Origin of the sequence: Exiguobacterium profundum (assembly GCF_042652865.1) — a bacterium.
GTDB lineage: Bacteria > Bacillota > Bacilli > Exiguobacteriales > Exiguobacteriaceae > Exiguobacterium > Exiguobacterium profundum.
Map to the genome: position 1 here is coordinate 585,290 of NZ_JBHSHG010000001.1, position 15,475 is coordinate 600,764.

16 protein-coding genes and 1 pseudogene are annotated in these 15,475 nt (G+C 45.9%); 15 read left to right on the forward strand and 2 right to left on the reverse strand.

Annotation, left to right across the window (positions count from 1 at the left end; all coding sequences use genetic code 11):
• Positions 1-11: 11 nt before the first annotated feature.
• The 5 genes from ACFO4U_RS03015 to ACFO4U_RS03035 are packed head-to-tail and all read left to right on the forward strand — an operon-like array spanning position 12 to position 4,859.
• Positions 12-2,261 (forward strand): DEAD/DEAH box helicase, encoded by a 2,250-nt coding sequence (locus ACFO4U_RS03015; RefSeq protein WP_214691018.1) that lies wholly within the window; start codon positions 12-14, stop codon positions 2,259-2,261.
• On the forward strand, positions 2,258-3,421 hold the full coding sequence (locus ACFO4U_RS03020; protein ID WP_214691017.1) for a ribonuclease H-like domain-containing protein: 1,164 nt from the start codon (positions 2,258-2,260) through the stop codon (positions 3,419-3,421). Before ACFO4U_RS03015 ends, ACFO4U_RS03020 begins: the two co-directional genes overlap by 4 nt.
• Positions 3,418-3,963 carry an SLOG family protein gene (locus ACFO4U_RS03025; protein WP_214691016.1) on the forward strand — a complete coding sequence of 182 codons (546 nt, stop codon included), beginning with the start codon at positions 3,418-3,420 and terminating at the stop codon, positions 3,961-3,963. The genes ACFO4U_RS03020 and ACFO4U_RS03025 overlap by 4 nt, the downstream gene beginning before the upstream one ends.
• Before the next feature lie 4 nt (positions 3,964-3,967).
• Positions 3,968-4,264 carry a cell division regulator GpsB gene (gpsB, locus tag ACFO4U_RS03030; RefSeq protein ID WP_084543127.1) on the forward strand — a complete coding sequence of 99 codons (297 nt, stop codon included), beginning with the start codon at positions 3,968-3,970 and terminating at the stop codon, positions 4,262-4,264.
• A gap of 19 nt (positions 4,265-4,283) precedes the next feature.
• Entirely contained in the window at positions 4,284-4,859 is a 576-nt protein-coding gene (locus ACFO4U_RS03035) for an NERD domain-containing protein (RefSeq protein ID WP_214691015.1), read from the forward strand.
• A 35-nt stretch (positions 4,860-4,894) separates the two neighbouring features.
• On the opposite strand, the gene ACFO4U_RS03040 is transcribed toward ACFO4U_RS03035, so the two are convergent.
• The gene (locus ACFO4U_RS03040; RefSeq protein WP_074037157.1) at positions 4,895-5,182 is read right to left on the reverse strand and encodes a hypothetical protein; all 288 of its coding nucleotides are present in this window, start codon (positions 5,180-5,182) and stop codon (positions 4,895-4,897) included.
• 94 nt (positions 5,183-5,276) lie between these two features.
• Here ACFO4U_RS03040 and ACFO4U_RS03045 point away from each other — a divergent pair, with 94 nt between their 5' ends.
• Complete coding sequence (locus ACFO4U_RS03045) at positions 5,277-5,528, forward strand: hypothetical protein (RefSeq protein WP_074037156.1); 252 nt, start codon at positions 5,277-5,279, stop codon at positions 5,526-5,528.
• 49 nt (positions 5,529-5,577) lie between these two features.
• Here the strand turns inward: ACFO4U_RS03045 and ACFO4U_RS03050 are convergent, their stop codons facing one another.
• Positions 5,578-7,116 carry an FAD-dependent monooxygenase gene (locus ACFO4U_RS03050; protein ID WP_196430589.1) on the reverse strand — a complete coding sequence of 513 codons (1,539 nt, stop codon included), beginning with the start codon at positions 7,114-7,116 and terminating at the stop codon, positions 5,578-5,580.
• Between the two features lie 112 nt (positions 7,117-7,228).
• Between ACFO4U_RS03050 and ACFO4U_RS03055 the strand changes: the two genes are divergently transcribed.
• From ACFO4U_RS03055 to ACFO4U_RS03095, 9 genes and pseudogenes are all read left to right on the forward strand, one after another.
• The gene (locus ACFO4U_RS03055; protein ID WP_260563706.1) at positions 7,229-7,852 is read left to right on the forward strand and encodes an NUDIX hydrolase; all 624 of its coding nucleotides are present in this window, start codon (positions 7,229-7,231) and stop codon (positions 7,850-7,852) included.
• A 40-nt stretch (positions 7,853-7,892) separates the two neighbouring features.
• Positions 7,893-8,093: a DUF2187 family protein gene (locus ACFO4U_RS03060; protein ID WP_012726121.1), complete on the forward strand. Its 201-nt coding sequence runs from the start codon at positions 7,893-7,895 to the stop codon at positions 8,091-8,093.
• A 16-nt stretch (positions 8,094-8,109) separates the two neighbouring features.
• A complete protein-coding gene (locus ACFO4U_RS03065; RefSeq protein ID WP_251131853.1) occupies positions 8,110-9,294 on the forward strand; it encodes a DUF2157 domain-containing protein in 1,185 nt (394 codons plus the stop codon).
• A complete protein-coding gene (locus tag ACFO4U_RS03070; protein WP_159562160.1) occupies positions 9,291-9,743 on the forward strand; it encodes a GDYXXLXY domain-containing protein in 453 nt (150 codons plus the stop codon). Before ACFO4U_RS03065 ends, ACFO4U_RS03070 begins: the two co-directional genes overlap by 4 nt.
• Before the next feature lie 238 nt (positions 9,744-9,981).
• Positions 9,982-10,695, forward strand: a complete 714-nt coding sequence (locus tag ACFO4U_RS03075; RefSeq protein WP_230872804.1) for a 3D domain-containing protein — start codon at positions 9,982-9,984, stop codon at positions 10,693-10,695.
• A gap of 107 nt (positions 10,696-10,802) precedes the next feature.
• Positions 10,803-11,519, forward strand: a pseudogene (locus ACFO4U_RS03080) (ABC transporter ATP-binding protein); the annotation flags it as partial.
• A gap of 10 nt (positions 11,520-11,529) precedes the next feature.
• Entirely contained in the window at positions 11,530-13,035 is a 1,506-nt protein-coding gene (locus ACFO4U_RS03085; protein WP_214691010.1) for an ABC transporter permease/substrate-binding protein, read from the forward strand.
• Complete coding sequence (locus ACFO4U_RS03090; RefSeq protein ID WP_159562162.1) at positions 13,032-13,904, forward strand: diacylglycerol/lipid kinase family protein; 873 nt, start codon at positions 13,032-13,034, stop codon at positions 13,902-13,904. Before ACFO4U_RS03085 ends, ACFO4U_RS03090 begins: the two co-directional genes overlap by 4 nt.
• Before the next feature lie 122 nt (positions 13,905-14,026).
• Positions 14,027-15,379, forward strand: coding sequence for a sodium-dependent transporter (locus ACFO4U_RS03095; protein WP_215244022.1), 1,353 nt, complete (start codon positions 14,027-14,029; stop codon positions 15,377-15,379).
• Positions 15,380-15,475 lie beyond the last annotated feature (96 nt).

The window sequence follows — 15,475 nt, forward strand, 5'->3', positions numbered from 1 at the left end:
AAGGTGACTAGATGCGAAAATCTCGCTCTGTCGAAGAAATCATAAAAGAATTAAGAGATGATCCTGGTTTTTCAAACCACGTACGTCATTGGCACACGGTCGATGCACGTCCGGCCCAATATGCCCCAATTCCAGAGCAGGTGCCTGAACAATTGGTGAATGTACTTAAGAATCGTGGAATTGAACAGCTGTATACGCATCAAGCCGAGGCTGTGAAACAAACGGCGGCTGGCCATTCGACGGTCATCGTAACACCTACGGCATCAGGAAAAACACTGTGTTATAACTTACCCGTCCTATCCAAGATGATTGAAAAACCTACAGCACGTGCGCTTTATCTTTACCCGACAAAAGCACTCGCGCAAGATCAAAACAGTGACTTGATGGAGATGATCGAAGCCCTTGAAGGGAATTTGCGATGCTTCACTTATGATGGCGACACATCACCTGCGGCACGAACGAAAGTTCGCGATGCGGGCAATATCGTTATCACGAATCCCGATATGTTACATTCCGGCATCTTACCTCATCATACGAAATGGATTCGTCTATTTGAGAACTTAGAATACATCGTCGTCGACGAACTCCATACGTATCGCGGCGTGTTTGGCAGTCACGTGGCGAACGTGTTTCGACGTTTAAAACGAATCTGCGCCTATTATGGTAGTCACCCAAAATGGATCATGACATCGGCGACCATCGCGAATCCGCTTGAACTTGCCGAGCTATTGACGGAAGAAGAAGTCGTATTAATCGATCGAAACGGGGCACCTCAAGGCAAGAAACACCTTGTCTTCTATAATCCGCCTGTCGTCAATGAAGCACTCGGAATTCGTCGTAGCGCAACGCTCGAGACGAAACGAATCGCCTCGAGGCTCGTGGAAGCGAACATACAAACGATTGTATTTGCGCGGTCGCGCGTACGTGTCGAGGTGCTATTGACCTATTTGCAGGAACTAACACGGCGGGAGCTCGGACCAAAGTCTATTGTCGGTTACCGTGGCGGCTATCTTCCATCTGAACGCCGAGAAATCGAACGACGGTTGCGGAACGGGGAAATCAAAGCGGTCGTTTCGACAAACGCGTTAGAGCTCGGTGTCGATATCGGTCAACTTCAAGCATGCGTCTTAAATGGATATCCAGGGACAGTCGCTTCGTTATGGCAACAGGCTGGGCGCGCCGGTCGTCGGCATTCAGAGTCACTCGTTGTATTTGTCGCATCCTCGTCATCACTCGACCAACTCGTCGTCGAACAGCCGGACATGATTTTAAATCGCTCACCGGAAGCGGCACGTCTTGACCCGAATAACTTGATTATTCTAGTAGACCACATCAAATGTGCCGCTTTTGAGTTGCCGTTTCAAAAGGGAGAGCGGTTCGGAACAGTCGACACGGAAGATATATTAGAGTTTTTGACGGATGCTCACGTCTTACACGAACGGGCCGATAGGTACTATTGGATGACGGATTCGTTCCCGGCCCATGACATCTCGCTTCGGACGAGTGATCAAGAGAATGTCGTCATCGTCGATCAGACGGCGAAGCATCAAGTTATCGGTGAAATGGACACGTTCAGTGCCATGACGTTGTTACATGATGAAGCGATTTATTTGCATGGAGCCGAACAGTACCAAGTCGAAAAACTCGATTTTGAGGAGAAGAAAGCATATGTCCGCCGGGTTGACGTTGACTACTATACGGATGCGAATTTAGCAGTTGAACTGAAAGTACTCGAAGAGAACAAGTCAGACGGAGCGAAGACGTTTGGTGAGGTATCGGTCATCGCGATGGCCACCTTGTTCAAGAAAATAAAATTCGGGACGCATGAGAACATAGGGTCGGGTCCGATTCATCTACCGGAGCGAGAGTTGCATACGACAGCTACATGGTTCACGTTAGATGAGCGATTCGCCTATTCGGAGGCGGACCTCGAAGATCAACTTGAAGCGGTCAGCGATTTGATGAGGCGACTTGCGCCACTTTATCTCATGTGTGACACGCTCGATTTATTCACTACGATTCAGATGAAGTCGACGCATACGAGTAAGCCGACCGTTTATTTGTACGACCGGTATCCAGGAGGCATCGGTCTCAGTGAGGCGCTCTATAAAGATGCAGACATGGTGCTTGAAGCGGCAGAACGGACGGTATCCGACTGTCCATGTGAGAGCGGATGCCCCCGTTGTGTCGGCATGATTGGATACGGTGATTTCAAACAGCAAGTCATCCGTCAGTTGCAAGCATTGAAAGGAACGATATGAAAGCTAAACTATCTAGATTAATCAAAACGAACGAACCTGGCCCAAAAGCTAAGGTCACGAGCCCTGACGAAGTGGAGCAACAAAAGTGGAAGGATCATGGGGGCGAGATTTTAACGTTTGAGGGGGAATGGTGTGTCCGGATTCGAAAGACATATCCGCTCGACGAGGTGTATCACGACTTCAAGTTTGGAGAAGCAAGAAAGATGATGCGTCAAACCGAGCACCCGTTTTTCGTCGTCGACTTAGAGCCCGACCAAGTCCTGTTCATGGATACGGAAACGACCGGGTTACGCGGTTCAGGAACATCAATCTTTTTGATTGGATTTGCTAGGATTCAAGAAGGACACCTTGAAATGATTCAATACGTGTTACCTCATCCGGCGTTTGAAACCGCCTTTTACTATCATTTCTTGCAGGATATTGGAGATGAGGTTCGTTTCGTTACCTATAACGGGAAATCATTTGATTGGCCCCAAATCAAGACGAGACATACATTCGTCAAATCCAGGGTGAAACAATTACCTTCAGTGGGTCATGTCGATTTACTTCACGCTGCAAGACGATTGTTAAAACCGAGGCTTGAATCGGTATCATTAAAAGCAGTCGAAGCATACTTCGGTCATGAACGAACGGACGACCTTCCTGGATTCTTGGCGCCGATGCACTATTTTCAATATGTCAAAGAGCGGAATCCTGAAATATTGCTCCCGGTCCTCGAACACCATCATGCGGACTGTTTAAGCCTTGTCTCTTTGTATACACGTCTCAGTCAACTCGTTACGACCCCGGTAACTGATTTTGGAGAGGAACGTGCTCACTGGTTACATGACCTTGGCGAACAAGATCAAGCGCTGAGGGAGTTTGAGCAACTCTCGAGTCCATCGAAGCGTTCCATCATGCGGCAAGCGATGATATTAAAACGAGCTGGACGATTCGAGGAGGCCATTCCGCTATTTGAGTCGCTTCATACGATTGAAGGGTATGTCGAACTCGCCAAGTATGCAGAGCATAAACAAAAAGACATCGCTTTGGCGATTGATTACACGGAGCGAGCCATGAAGCTCCTCGAACAAAAGCGAACAGTGCTACGTCAAACTATCGACCGTGAGAAAATTGAATTGGAGCATCGACGAGCTCGCCTAGAAAGGAAGCAAACATGAAAGTAGTAGCCGTCACAGGATATCGTCCTCATGAACTCGGCATTTTCAAAGCGGATCATCCAGGAATTGAAATCATTCAAGAAGCTTATCGGAAAAAGATACTTGAAGTCATCGAATTAGGTGCTGAATGGTTCATATTAAGTGGAACGAATGGTTGTGAATTGTGGGCTGGACAAGTATTGTTAGAGTTAAGAGAAACCTATCCGATTAAAATTGCCGTGTTTCCTCCATTCTTAAATATGGATGAGCGCTATAAACCATTCGAACAAGAACTATTTGTGCAACTGCAACTCGAGGCAGACTTTTTTGAACCGCTGACACAGCGTCCATACGAAGACCCGAGTCAACTACGCGCAAAAACGGCATTCTTTTTAGATAAAGCAGAAGGATTGATCACCTTGTATGACGAAGAAACGGAAGGAAGTCCCCGCTTTTTAGTCGATGGGGCTCGGCGGAAGCCGAACATGGAAGTTTTCCTAATCACACAAGAAGACTTACGAGTCATTGAAGAAGAAAAACAATGGGAACAACAATGGGAGTGATATGATGCAAACGGAATTAACAGCAGAAGCGATTTATAAACAAGAATTCAAGACGGCGTTACGTGGTTATTCACAAGAAGAAGTCGATCAATTTTTAGATGTCGTCATTCGCGATTATGAAAAAATGGCGAAAGAAATCGAGCGTCTTCAAAAAGAAAACGACTCGTTGCGACGGGAACCTGCGCCTGCGTCGGAACCAGTTAAACCAGCACAACCGGTTGCGTCAAATTATGACATGTTACGCCGTATCTCAAATCTCGAAAAAGCGGTCTTTGGAAAGCAAGTCGGTCCAAGCGAATAATGAATAGGGGGTGGAGTCTATGTTGCAAGTGTTAACGGCCACGGAGAAACAACCAGTCAAACAACAGACAAAAAAGCTGTTTCGTGTGAAAGAAGAAGTGATGAAAGCACCAACCTGCTATACAGATCGTCTCGTCGAAAACATCAGACAAACATGCCGATTTGATTGGATGATGATTGAACAAGTCAAATTAGGGGATGATCTCGTTCATTACGTGCTCGTCGGACCTAAAGGCGTATTCTTGATTCAATTAAATCGAACTCCAGCCTCCGTCCATATGACAAACCGGGAATGTCGAACCGAGACCTCGATGGGGTGGAAACAGGTTTATCCTCACCCTGTCACGGAATTAGAACGGATGACCAAACAAGTGCGGTCACGATTAAAAAAAGAGTGTAATCAAGCAATTCCCGTCTATTCGTTTTTAATCTTCCCGGAAACGGAACGATTGAAGTTAGAACGAATTAAGGCGAATTGTGGAGATTCATTCGCTCTGGTGGATCAGGTGATTAGTAAAACGAACCTTGAGACGTTGACAGAGCCGCTCGTCAAACAAATCGCCTATTATTGTTCTGAGCGACAAGTACATAAATAAGAAGAAGGCCGAATACCAATCATTCGGCCTTCTTCTTATTTTAAAAGTTCTCTTGCTTTTGCTGCATCATCTCGGTGTACGAATAGTGCAACGCGATCGTCCAAGTTTTTTGCGAGCGGTTTTAATAACTTTCCGGTCGGAAGTCCTTGTTCCACACGACAGGTGATGCCCCGCTCGGTCAAGTAATGATAATCACCTAAGAGTTCTTCACCTTGTTTCCCGAATGCTTCACCGAAACGAACCCACTTCAAGTTGCGAATTGTTCGAATCGTGACCAAGATGACAAACAAAATGGCGAGTGCGATGATCAATAATGTTTCCAATGCCTTCAACCCCTTCTTTACACAAGTTTAATGGTGTGGCGAGTTGAAAGCAATATGGAGCGAACGGTATACTGAAATGGAAAAGAGGGATGAAATGAAAAAACCGATTCAATCGAGACGAGAGGCAATCTCACTACTAGAAAATCAGCAAGTACTCTATATTCGAATTCATAACGGACAAACGGGCATGATCAAATCGACAGAGGAAGGTATCATCGTGGCCATTCCAAATGAAGAGACAGATCAAATCGATTTTCGAAAACTAGAGGACATCGAGGCGTTTGAAGCGTTTTATGATTTGACGCTCTCGAAACCAGGGATTTTGTATGTAAACGTTGAAGAGTAATGACATGGAGAGCTTCACCATTTCGGTGGGGCTCTCCATTTATACACGTTTAAGAGGAAGGCAGCCAGACAGCTAACTTGTCCTGTAACGGCTTTAGGCGAACGTGATGTTGCTTATGCAACAAATAACCGTCTGGGCGAATGACTAGTATGCCACGTTTCATAAAGAGAGATTTGGCAAGTTCGTTCCCTTGATCAAAGAACGGGCGACTCGTCTTAGATAAGGTGATGGTTTGAATGAACGGTTGGTTCTCGTTCAAATAGTCATAGATGGATGACAAATCACGTTTCCCATCGTCAAATACAAGCACTTGAAACCGTCCGTCCGCGATTTCCGATATTTTAGTCCGAAATCCGTCATCCGTTCGTAAAATCTCTGTCTCCGGAAAAATTTTTCCTTCCGCGACGCGACGAAACGGTAATCGTAGCGCATTCGGATACGACAAATGAAGTTGAGAGATCCGTTCGGTGATTTTTTGGTTGATGAGATTGACACGTGTGAAGACATCGGCACCGATTGCTTGGAACGGTAAGAGCATCGGAAGTGTCGTCTGTAACATCTCCGTAGCGATATTCGTCGTCTGTAGCACGTTACGGGCTACGTGCTCCCGCTCGTCCCGATAAGTGGACACAACGTGATGGGGAGCGCCAGTTTTGAGATGCAACCATAGTTTCCAACCTAAGTTGAAGGCATCTGCAATCCCAGTGTTCATCCCTTGTCCACCGACCGGGGAGTTAATATGTGCCGCATCCCCCATGAGAATGATGCGGTTGTGAATGAACGTATCGACCATGCGATTATGCACGCGGAATAAGGAGAACCATTCAACGTCGCGAATATGGACCGGCATATGACTGCGTTGTTCCACCAATTCTTGAAGGTCCGATTCTTGGAATGATTCATCCGTTCTCAAGTTTCCTGTGATGCGAATCGTTTCATCCGTGAGCGGGAAGACTTCGAGCACTCCACGATCCGAGAAAAAGATATGAACCTCTTCACGGGATATCGGCCAATCAGCCTTCAAATCGGCTAGCACCCAAGCCTCTTTGAACGATTTACCACTAAACGGAAGGGCGAGCATCCGACGAACCGAACTGTTGGCTCCATCGGCGGCGACAACGTATTTCGCTTCAACAGCACGAGTTCGCCCGTCTGTAGCGGTCAAATGTGCGATGGTACGGGATGGGTACTGGGTGATGGATGACAACGTTTCACCGCGCTTCACAACATGACCATGTTTTTGTAGAGCACGTTCTAATATGTCTTCGGTTTCATTTTGACGTAATAACGTCACGAACGGATATGGGGTCACGAGTTTGGAGAATTCAAGTTTTGCTGTCCACTGTCCCGAAAAATATAGATTCCCCCGTTCAATTGTTCGGGCACGTTCTAGCACTTCTTGAGCAACATCCAAACGAGAAAACACTTCGATGGTCCGCGGCTGGATTCCGATAGCTCGTGAATTATCCGACGGGGTCGTCTTACGATCAATGATTTGAAAAGATACGCCATATCTAGCTAAAGTGAGTCCGAGCGTCAGGCCGGTTGGCCCGGCGCCGACAATCAATACATCTACTTGTTCGTCCACGCTGATCAACTCCTATCATTAATATTGATATTTCCGACATTGGCAGCGACTAAACGAAAAGTAGGGTATAGAACGGTATATGATATTCGATGATGGAAGGTGAGTGAACATTGTGCAGCCATGGATCACAGAAGAACAGATTCGAGATAGTTTTACAATGGATGAAGATTATGAACAAACAGCTGCAGTGTTAATCCCACTCGTTCAGATTGATCAGGATTGGCACGTCGTGTTTGAAGTACGAGCTCACACGATGCGACAGCAGCCTGGGGAGATATCATTTCCAGGAGGACGCCTCGAAAAAGGAGAGACGCCCGTTGAAGCAGCAATACGAGAAACTTGTGAAGAGTTAGAGGTTTCTGCAGATAAAGTAGAGGTCGTAGGCAAATTGCGACCGCTTGCTACGCCGCATCGCCAATTGATTTATCCGTTTGTCGGAATCCTATCGGAAGTACCAAGTGTAGAAGGGACGGATGAGGTCGATCACTTGTTTACCGTACCGATTTCCACATTACTCATGATTGATCCATTCCACGGAGAAATGGAATGGACGATGAGTCCGGATCAAAATATTCCACTTGATCGATTGGCGAATGCTAAAGCGTACGAAAAACGGGTAATTAAAATGAGAGAACCTTTTTATGAGCATGAAGACTACATCATTTGGGGACTTACTGGAAAATTCTTGACACAATTTATTAAACGGATAAAAGAAAACGTATTCAAACGGTTATAATTTCGTTATAATGATAGAAACAAATTTAGATTGGAAGTGAATGGGTGTGTCTGAAGAATTCCTCGTAGGTGATATCGTGAAGTCGACTCGTGAAGGATGGGTCGCTGAAGTGACCGCCGTACTGACCAATACTGTGATCGGTGACGTCTCGATTATGGAAGAGTTTCAACAGCTCGGACTCGAGTTCGAGAAACAAGTTTTACTAAAATCAGAATTGGAATTGATTGAACGCGCCAGCTGACCTTTTTCTGAAAGGGATGATTCAGGTGTCCATTGACAAAAAAGTACGTGAATGGCAAGAGGCGGGTTTATTGGATGAAGCGACGGGATTAAGACTAGTCGACTATGAACATAAACGACGGGCGGCTAGTGAGCAACATGACCACAAGCCGCCCGTTTTGGTCATTGTCGGATCCATCTTGTTGGCTCTTAGCCTATTCAGTTTCGTCGCAGCCAACTGGCAAGCGATTCCCGGCCTTTTGAAAATCGGTTTGTTTCTTCTTTTTATGGTTGGATTCTATGTCTTTGCCGAGCGGGTTCGCTTGAAAACACCAAGATATGTCACGCTGTTACGTGTACTAGGGTTCGTTTTCTTTATCGCGACCATGGCGGTCATCTTCACGACGTATAATCTGTCTGGCCAATTGACTCTATTGTTCTGGATCATCTTTGCGATGGCCGTACTTCATCGCGTCTTGTATGAGCATGTTTTCTTCTCCATCCTCTCTGCGATTACCGCATTTATGGCCGTCACTAACAGTTTCGAAGGGATCGGTCTGACGTTAATCGCTTTTGGACTGATAGTCACATGGGCGTGGTTCCATTTCGTTGATGAATCGTTGGATCGCACGTTCGCATGGTTGACCTTTTATGGTCTTCTCAATATTTTCGGTCAGTATATCGATTATGAGGGAAGACTGTGGCCGCTTTGGTCACTCGTCATCTTGCATGCATTGCTCTTGTTCTATCGAAAACAAGCAGTTTGGCAAGCAACGTATCTCTTCATTGCGGCCGTTCTATCAATTGGTTATTTAATTAATGTGACAGAGAGTTGGCTCTCTCAAAGACCGCCTTCCGTCATTGAAGCGACACTCTTGTCGGTTGCACTCGTTGCCGTCTATTTGATTCATAGACGGAATGATCTTCTGTGGGTAAGTCTGCTGGCAGTTATCCCATTTGCACTCTTTGAAGATTCAGGAGTTTTACTGGCAATCATCATCGAAGTGATTGCACTTGCTTACTTGATTCGCCAAGACGTGACACGACGACCGACAATTTTCGCCTTCATCTATTTCTTAATCGTTCAAATGACAATTTACTTCATCTACGTGTGGGATCGGCTCGACATCTCACTCTTCTTCTTGATTGGTGCGTTAATCGTCTTTGCGTTGTCACTCGCACTATGGTGGCGTAATCGAACGAGAGGGGATGTGACGACATGAAACGATTTTCTGTTTGGCTTGTCCCGGTTGCTCAAGTCTTGATTGCCATCGTCTTTGTGATTCTTGTCTATGCCATATCGTGGGTCGGGGAGACGTACACGTTTAAAGGGTCTTCGTTCGAACCGTATGACCCTTATTTTGGGGATTCCATCTATCTCGAATATGATGCCTTCAAAGGACGACAAGATGTCGAAACCGGAACGGTATATGTTTCCTTTAAAGAAGGGGAAGATGGATATGCTGTCCTCGATCGGATTGAGTCGAAACCGTTTTTTGGTGGCATTCGGGCAAACTACTATGATCGTCTTCTTTATATAGAAGAAATGGGTTCGTATCGTGTGTCGGAAGATGAGATGGATGCGATAAAAGGTAAGCAATCGTTCACGGTTCAAGTTGATGTCGCACCGTGGGGTATGCTCAGAACGTATGAAATTGAGCCAAATGAATAAGCGTTAATCATGACAGGAAGATTACAGGTTTGTTACACGATTGATTGTAACGAATCTGTAATTTTTTTGTGAACTCATGGAATATCAACGTTTATTTCAATTATTACAATCTGTAACCGATTTTTTTGTCATATGTCAGGAATGTTTCACTTCGATAAAATCACTACTTTGACGGGACTTCTCGTGGTAAATTAACATCTGTTCGTTACATAACGAGAAAGGTGATGACCTTACTACGATGAAATTATTAAAATATATGATCGTCATTGGAGCTACGATGATGGGGTTGTTCACATTCATCGATCAGGCAGATGCTGCACAGATCGGAATCGGGACAGAACAGAAAATCGTACAAAACCCGCTTGAACTAGAACGCCAAGCAATTGAAGAAAAACGACAAAAAGAAATCGCCCGACAAAAGAAACTTGCTGAAGAAAAACGCATCGCAGAAGAGAAACGGATCGAAGCAGAACGTCTTGCGGAAGAGAAAGCAAAAGAAGAAGCAGAGAAAGCAAGACTGGCGAAACTTGAAGCAGAACGAAAAGCGGAGGAAGAGCGAAAAGCAGCGGAACAGGCAACAGCTGCAAAAACGTCGGCTTCTGCCACTCAATCAGTCAGTGCAACACCAGTATCTACATCTAAAAAAGTCATTACAGTCGAATCGACAGCTTATTCAAATGATGTTGCGGATAACAAGGCGTACGGCGGTCGTGTATTAACGGCCACGGGTCATGATGTGACTGATTCGATTTATTATAACGGAATGCGAATTATCGCCGTCGACCCAGCCATCATTCCTTTAGGGTCAAAAGTCCACATCCAAGGTGTCGGTGATGCGATTGCCCTTGATACAGGTGGTAGAATAAAAGGACATATCGTCGATTTACTCGTCGATTCAAAACAGGACGCGATCCAATGGGGGCGTCGACATATTGAAGTAACGCTATACTAAAAATCAGGTTCTCCAATTAGGAGAGCCTTTTTTTGTTTAACAAAGTAGAGAAACGGGCAAATTACTATTTGAATTTCCATTTTGGAAATAGTTGAGGAGGGATCAGGTTGATTGAGTTTCGTGATGTATCAAAACGTTATGAAGACGGGACGTTAGCCGTCAAAGAATTAAGCTTAACAGTAAATAAAGGAGAAATCTTCGTATTGATCGGACCTTCAGGTTGTGGCAAGACAACGACGATGAAAATGGTCAATCGATTAATCGATCATACGGACGGAAAAATTTTAATTGATGGAAAAGAAATCTATCAATTCGATATTTTTGAGTTACGTCGAAACATCGGTTATGTACTCCAACAGATTGCATTATTCCCTCACTTAACAGTGGAAGAAAATATCTCTGTCGTACCTGAGCTTTTGAAATGGAAAAAAGAACGAACGAAAGACCGTGTGACCGAATTGATGAAGATTGCCGGTCTCGACCCGAAACTTCGCTCGAAAAAGCCAGCAGAATTATCAGGAGGTCAACAGCAGCGCGTAGGCGTGTTGCGTGCTTTAGCTGCAGACCCGGACGTCATCCTCATGGACGAACCCTTTTCTGCGCTTGATCCGATCAGCCGTGGTCAATTGCAAGATGATATTAAGCGCTTGAATGACGAACTTGGCAAAACGATCTTGTTTGTCACACACGACATGCAAGAAGCGATGAAGCTTGGTGATCGCATCGCGTTAATGCGTGATGGGGAACTCATGCTAGTCGGTACACCAGAAGAAATCTTGGCGAGTGAAGATCCGTTCGTCTTAGAATTTACACAACGTGGAAGAGGTGAGCTAGATGCTTGAGACGTTCCAAAATAGACAAGGACAGCTTGTCGAGGCACTGATTGAGCACTTGCAGCTCTCTGTCGTATCGCTTTTGATTGCCGTATTGATTGCCGTACCATTGGGAATCTGGCTGACGCGCCGTAAGAAAATCGCCGAAACCGCCATTGGTGTCACTGCGATTATTCAAACGATTCCGTCGCTTGCCTTACTTGGTTTGATGATTCCGCTCGTTGGAATCGGGGCATTACCTGCTATTATTGCGCTTGTCTTATATGCGCTCCTACCTATTTTACGAAACACGTTCACCGGTTTAAACGAAGTGGATAAATCGTTGCTTGAAGCCGCTCGAGCTTGTGGGATGAAGCCGAATCAAAGTTTGATGAAAGTTGAACTCCCGCTTGCTTTACCGGTCATCATGGCTGGTATCCGGACCGCGATGGTTCTGATTGTCGGTACGGCGACGCTCGCTGCTTTAGTCGGAGCAGGTGGACTCGGTACGCTGATTTTGCTCGGGATTAACCGGAATGACAATTACTTAATTTTACTCGGGGCCATCCCGGCCGCGATTTTGGCACTCTTATTTGACTTCTTGTTGCGTCAGATGGAAGGTGCGACGGCGACTCGAAACAAGGCGAAATTGATTGCTGTTTCTACTGTCCTCGCCTTGGTCATCGTCACACCGCTCGCGTTCGGTCGTTCGCAAGAAACAGACCTTGTCGTTGCCGGTAAACTTGGTCCAGAGCCGGAAATCCTAATGAATATGTATAAGTTGTTGATTGAAGAAGAAACAGATTTGACTGTATCTGTGAAACCGAATTTCGGGGAGACGACATTCGTATGGGGCGCACTCCAATCTGGAGACGTTGATATTTATCCGGAGTTTACAGGTACGGCACTGGCGAGTCTCGTCAAAGAGACACCTGAATCAAACGATGCCGGTGAAGTTTACGAACAAGCGAGAGAGGCACTGGCAGAAGACGGATACGTGATGCTCGAACCGATGCAGTTTAACAATACGTATGCGCTCGCGATTCCACGTGACTATGCAGAGGCGGAAGACATTACGGCTATTTCAGATTTACGAAACGTACAGTCTGATATTCAAGCCGGGTTTACACTTGAATTCACCGACCGTGAAGACGGTTATCCAGGACTTCAAAACGAGTACGGGCTTGATTTCCCGTCTGTCGTCTCAATGGAGCAAAAATTGCGCTATCGCGCCATCGCACGAGGGGATGTCAATCTAGTCGACGCTTATGCGACGGACCCTGATATCGCCGAGAACGACCTCGTCGTTTTAGAAGACGACCGACAATTCTTCCCGCCTTATCAAGGAGCACCGCTTATGAAAGAGGAGACACTTGAAGAGTATCCAGAAATCGAGGATGCGCTCAATCAGCTCGCAGGTAAAATCACAGACGAACAGATGTCTGAATTGAATCGACGTGTCGCGTACGGAAATGAACGCGCATACGATGTAGCGAAAGACTTCTTAGAACAGGAAGGGTTACTATGAGAGCTTTGATTATTTCGAATCCGAAGTCCGGCACGAGCGAAACGATGCTCGGAGAGGTCATCGGAACGATTGAGTCGCTCTATGAAGAAATCATCATCAAGAAAACATCGGAAATTGGGGATGCGCTTCGATTCGCGAAAGAAAGTAAACCGTTCGACCATCTGATTGTCATTGGCGGTGATGGTACGCTAAATGAGGTAGTGAATGGGTTGATGACCTTAGAGCGCGACGAGCGTCCGACAGTCGGCATCATTCCTGCCGGGACGTGCAATGATTTCGCTCGGGCACTTGAACTTCCGATTCAACCAACACAAGCGGCAAGTGTCATCAAGTCGCATCATGAACAGCATGTAGACGTCATTCAAGTTGATGAGATGTATGCCCTCAATTTCGTCGGAGTCGGATTGATTGCAGACACATCACGTCAAATCGATCCGAATGAGAAAGAATCGTTAGGTTCGATTGGCTACTTTTTAGCGACCATCCGCCAATTTCGTGAAGCCGACCCGTTCGAAATTCGATTGCGACGTGGGGATGAGATGCTCTATGAAGGGGATGTCAGTTTTCTATATGTAGGAAACGGGAGCTATCTTGGGACCGTACCGACGAAACTGGAGACGCAATCGTTTTCGGACGGGCTGTTAGAAGTGGTACACAGCTCGGCAATCGGATTTCCGATGATTCGTCAATTGTTAGCCCAGCAACTCGGTCTTGATCAAAAATCGGCGGAGTGGAATCACTTTCAGGCTTCACATGTTGAAGTCGAGTTAAACGAACCTCAAATCATTGATATCGATGGTGAACATTTCGAAACCGATCACTTGACGATACGGATTCGAGAGCGAGCCCTCACGTTTTTAACGCCATAAAGCATCAACAGAGAAAAGTATTCAGACTTTTCTCTGTTTTTTTGTTGTCCTCATCTTGGAACCGTGTTAGTATTTCACTATTATTATGAAAATGAAATGAAAAAGAGGAAGTAGGGGTAAACATGGCGCAAAATTCATTCGCCTCAAAAATTGGATTCATACTAGCTGCCGCAGGGTCAGCAATCGGTTTAGGTGCAATCTGGAAGTTTCCATATGTCACCGGAACGAGCGGGGGCGGTGCCTTTTTACTCATGTTTTTGGCGTTCACATTATTACTTGGTCTGCCATTATTGATTGGAGAATTCATTGTCGGACGTTCGACTCAAAAGACTGCGCTTCTTGCTTTCAAACAGTTAGGGCATGGCCGTTGGACCATTATCGGCTACTTAGGTGTCCTTGCTTGTTTCTTGTTACTTTCCTTCTATAGTGTCATTGGAGGATGGGTCCTCATCTATATTGGACTCGGTTTAAGTGGGACGCTCAGTGGACGTTCGGCTGACGAATTTGGTGAGGTGTTCGGGAACGTCGTATCGACACCTGAAATTGCCGTGCTCGGACAATTCTTGTTCCTCTTAATCACACTCTTAATTGTCTTACGTGGCGTTGAAGCAGGGATTGAACGAATGAGTAAAATTTTGATGCCACTCTTGTTCATCAGTTTCTTAGTTCTCGTGGTCCGCTCGTTGACGCTTGACGGAGCGATGGAAGGCGTTCGTTTCTTCTTACAGCCTGACTTTTCTGCATTGACTGGCGAATCGGTATTGTTTGCCCTCGGACAGGCGTTCTTCTCCTTATCGTTAGGGGTGGCAGCGATGCTGACATATGCGTCCTATATAAAGACGAAAGGAACATTGAACCGGTCGGCTAACATGATTGTCTTGTTGAACATTGCGGTTTCACTTTTAGCAGGTCTAGCCATCTTCCCGGCAGTCTTTGCATCAGGTCTTGATCCGGCTGAAGGTCCGGCGTTACTCTTCGTCGTTCTACCGGCAGTCTTCAATCAAGTACCGCTCGGTGGATTCTTCATGGTCTTGTTCTTCCTATTGTTCGCTTTTGCATCGATTACATCATCGATTGCCATGTTAGAAGTCGTCGTCGCAGGTGTGACCGATCGTCTAAATGAAAAGAAATCATCATGGACGAAAAAGAAAGTGACGGTGACAGCCGCTCTTCTCGTCTTCATCGTGGGAGTACCATCCGCGCTGTCATTCGGACTCTTAAGTGATGTACAGATTTGGAACGGTCGGACGTTCTTTGATACGATGGACTATCTCGTCAGCTATATTTTAATGCCGATCGGTGCACTCTTGACTTCCATCTTTGTCGGTTACATCGTTGACCAACGCGTCTTAAAGGATGAAATCGAAACATCAAAACCTGGTGTGAAGCTGTACCCAATCTGGCATGCACTCATTCGCTATGTCATTCCTGTAACTGTCGCGATTGTTATGGTTTCAACATGGATGACCACGTAACAAACGAACTGTAGACTCTATGAGTCTACGGTTTTTTTCGTCTCGCAACGGGAAAGTAGTCGATATAGGTAGTTGATTCTACACCTGTGGACGGAG

Bases quoted from the DNA above. Each gene is read 5' to 3' on its own strand.
- ACFO4U_RS03015 (WP_214691018.1), top strand. From the start codon at position 12: ATGCGAAAATCTCGCTCTGTCGAAGAAATCATAAAAGAATTAAGAGAT.
- ACFO4U_RS03020 (WP_214691017.1), top strand. From the start codon at position 2,258: ATGAAAGCTAAACTATCTAGATTAATCAAAACGAACGAACCTGGCCCA.
- ACFO4U_RS03025 (WP_214691016.1), top strand. From the start codon at position 3,418: ATGAAAGTAGTAGCCGTCACAGGATATCGTCCTCATGAACTCGGCATT.
- gpsB (WP_084543127.1), top strand. From the start codon at position 3,968: ATGCAAACGGAATTAACAGCAGAAGCGATTTATAAACAAGAATTCAAG.
- ACFO4U_RS03035 (WP_214691015.1), top strand. From the start codon at position 4,284: ATGTTGCAAGTGTTAACGGCCACGGAGAAACAACCAGTCAAACAACAG.
- ACFO4U_RS03045 (WP_074037156.1), top strand. From the start codon at position 5,277: ATGAAAAAACCGATTCAATCGAGACGAGAGGCAATCTCACTACTAGAA.
- ACFO4U_RS03060 (WP_012726121.1), top strand. From the start codon at position 7,893: ATGGGTGTGTCTGAAGAATTCCTCGTAGGTGATATCGTGAAGTCGACT.
- ACFO4U_RS03065 (WP_251131853.1), top strand. From the start codon at position 8,110: ATGATTCAGGTGTCCATTGACAAAAAAGTACGTGAATGGCAAGAGGCG.
- ACFO4U_RS03070 (WP_159562160.1), top strand. From the start codon at position 9,291: ATGAAACGATTTTCTGTTTGGCTTGTCCCGGTTGCTCAAGTCTTGATT.
- ACFO4U_RS03075 (WP_230872804.1), top strand. From the start codon at position 9,982: ATGAAATTATTAAAATATATGATCGTCATTGGAGCTACGATGATGGGG.
- ACFO4U_RS03085 (WP_214691010.1), top strand. From the start codon at position 11,530: ATGCTTGAGACGTTCCAAAATAGACAAGGACAGCTTGTCGAGGCACTG.
- ACFO4U_RS03090 (WP_159562162.1), top strand. From the start codon at position 13,032: ATGAGAGCTTTGATTATTTCGAATCCGAAGTCCGGCACGAGCGAAACG.
- ACFO4U_RS03095 (WP_215244022.1), top strand. From the start codon at position 14,027: ATGGCGCAAAATTCATTCGCCTCAAAAATTGGATTCATACTAGCTGCC.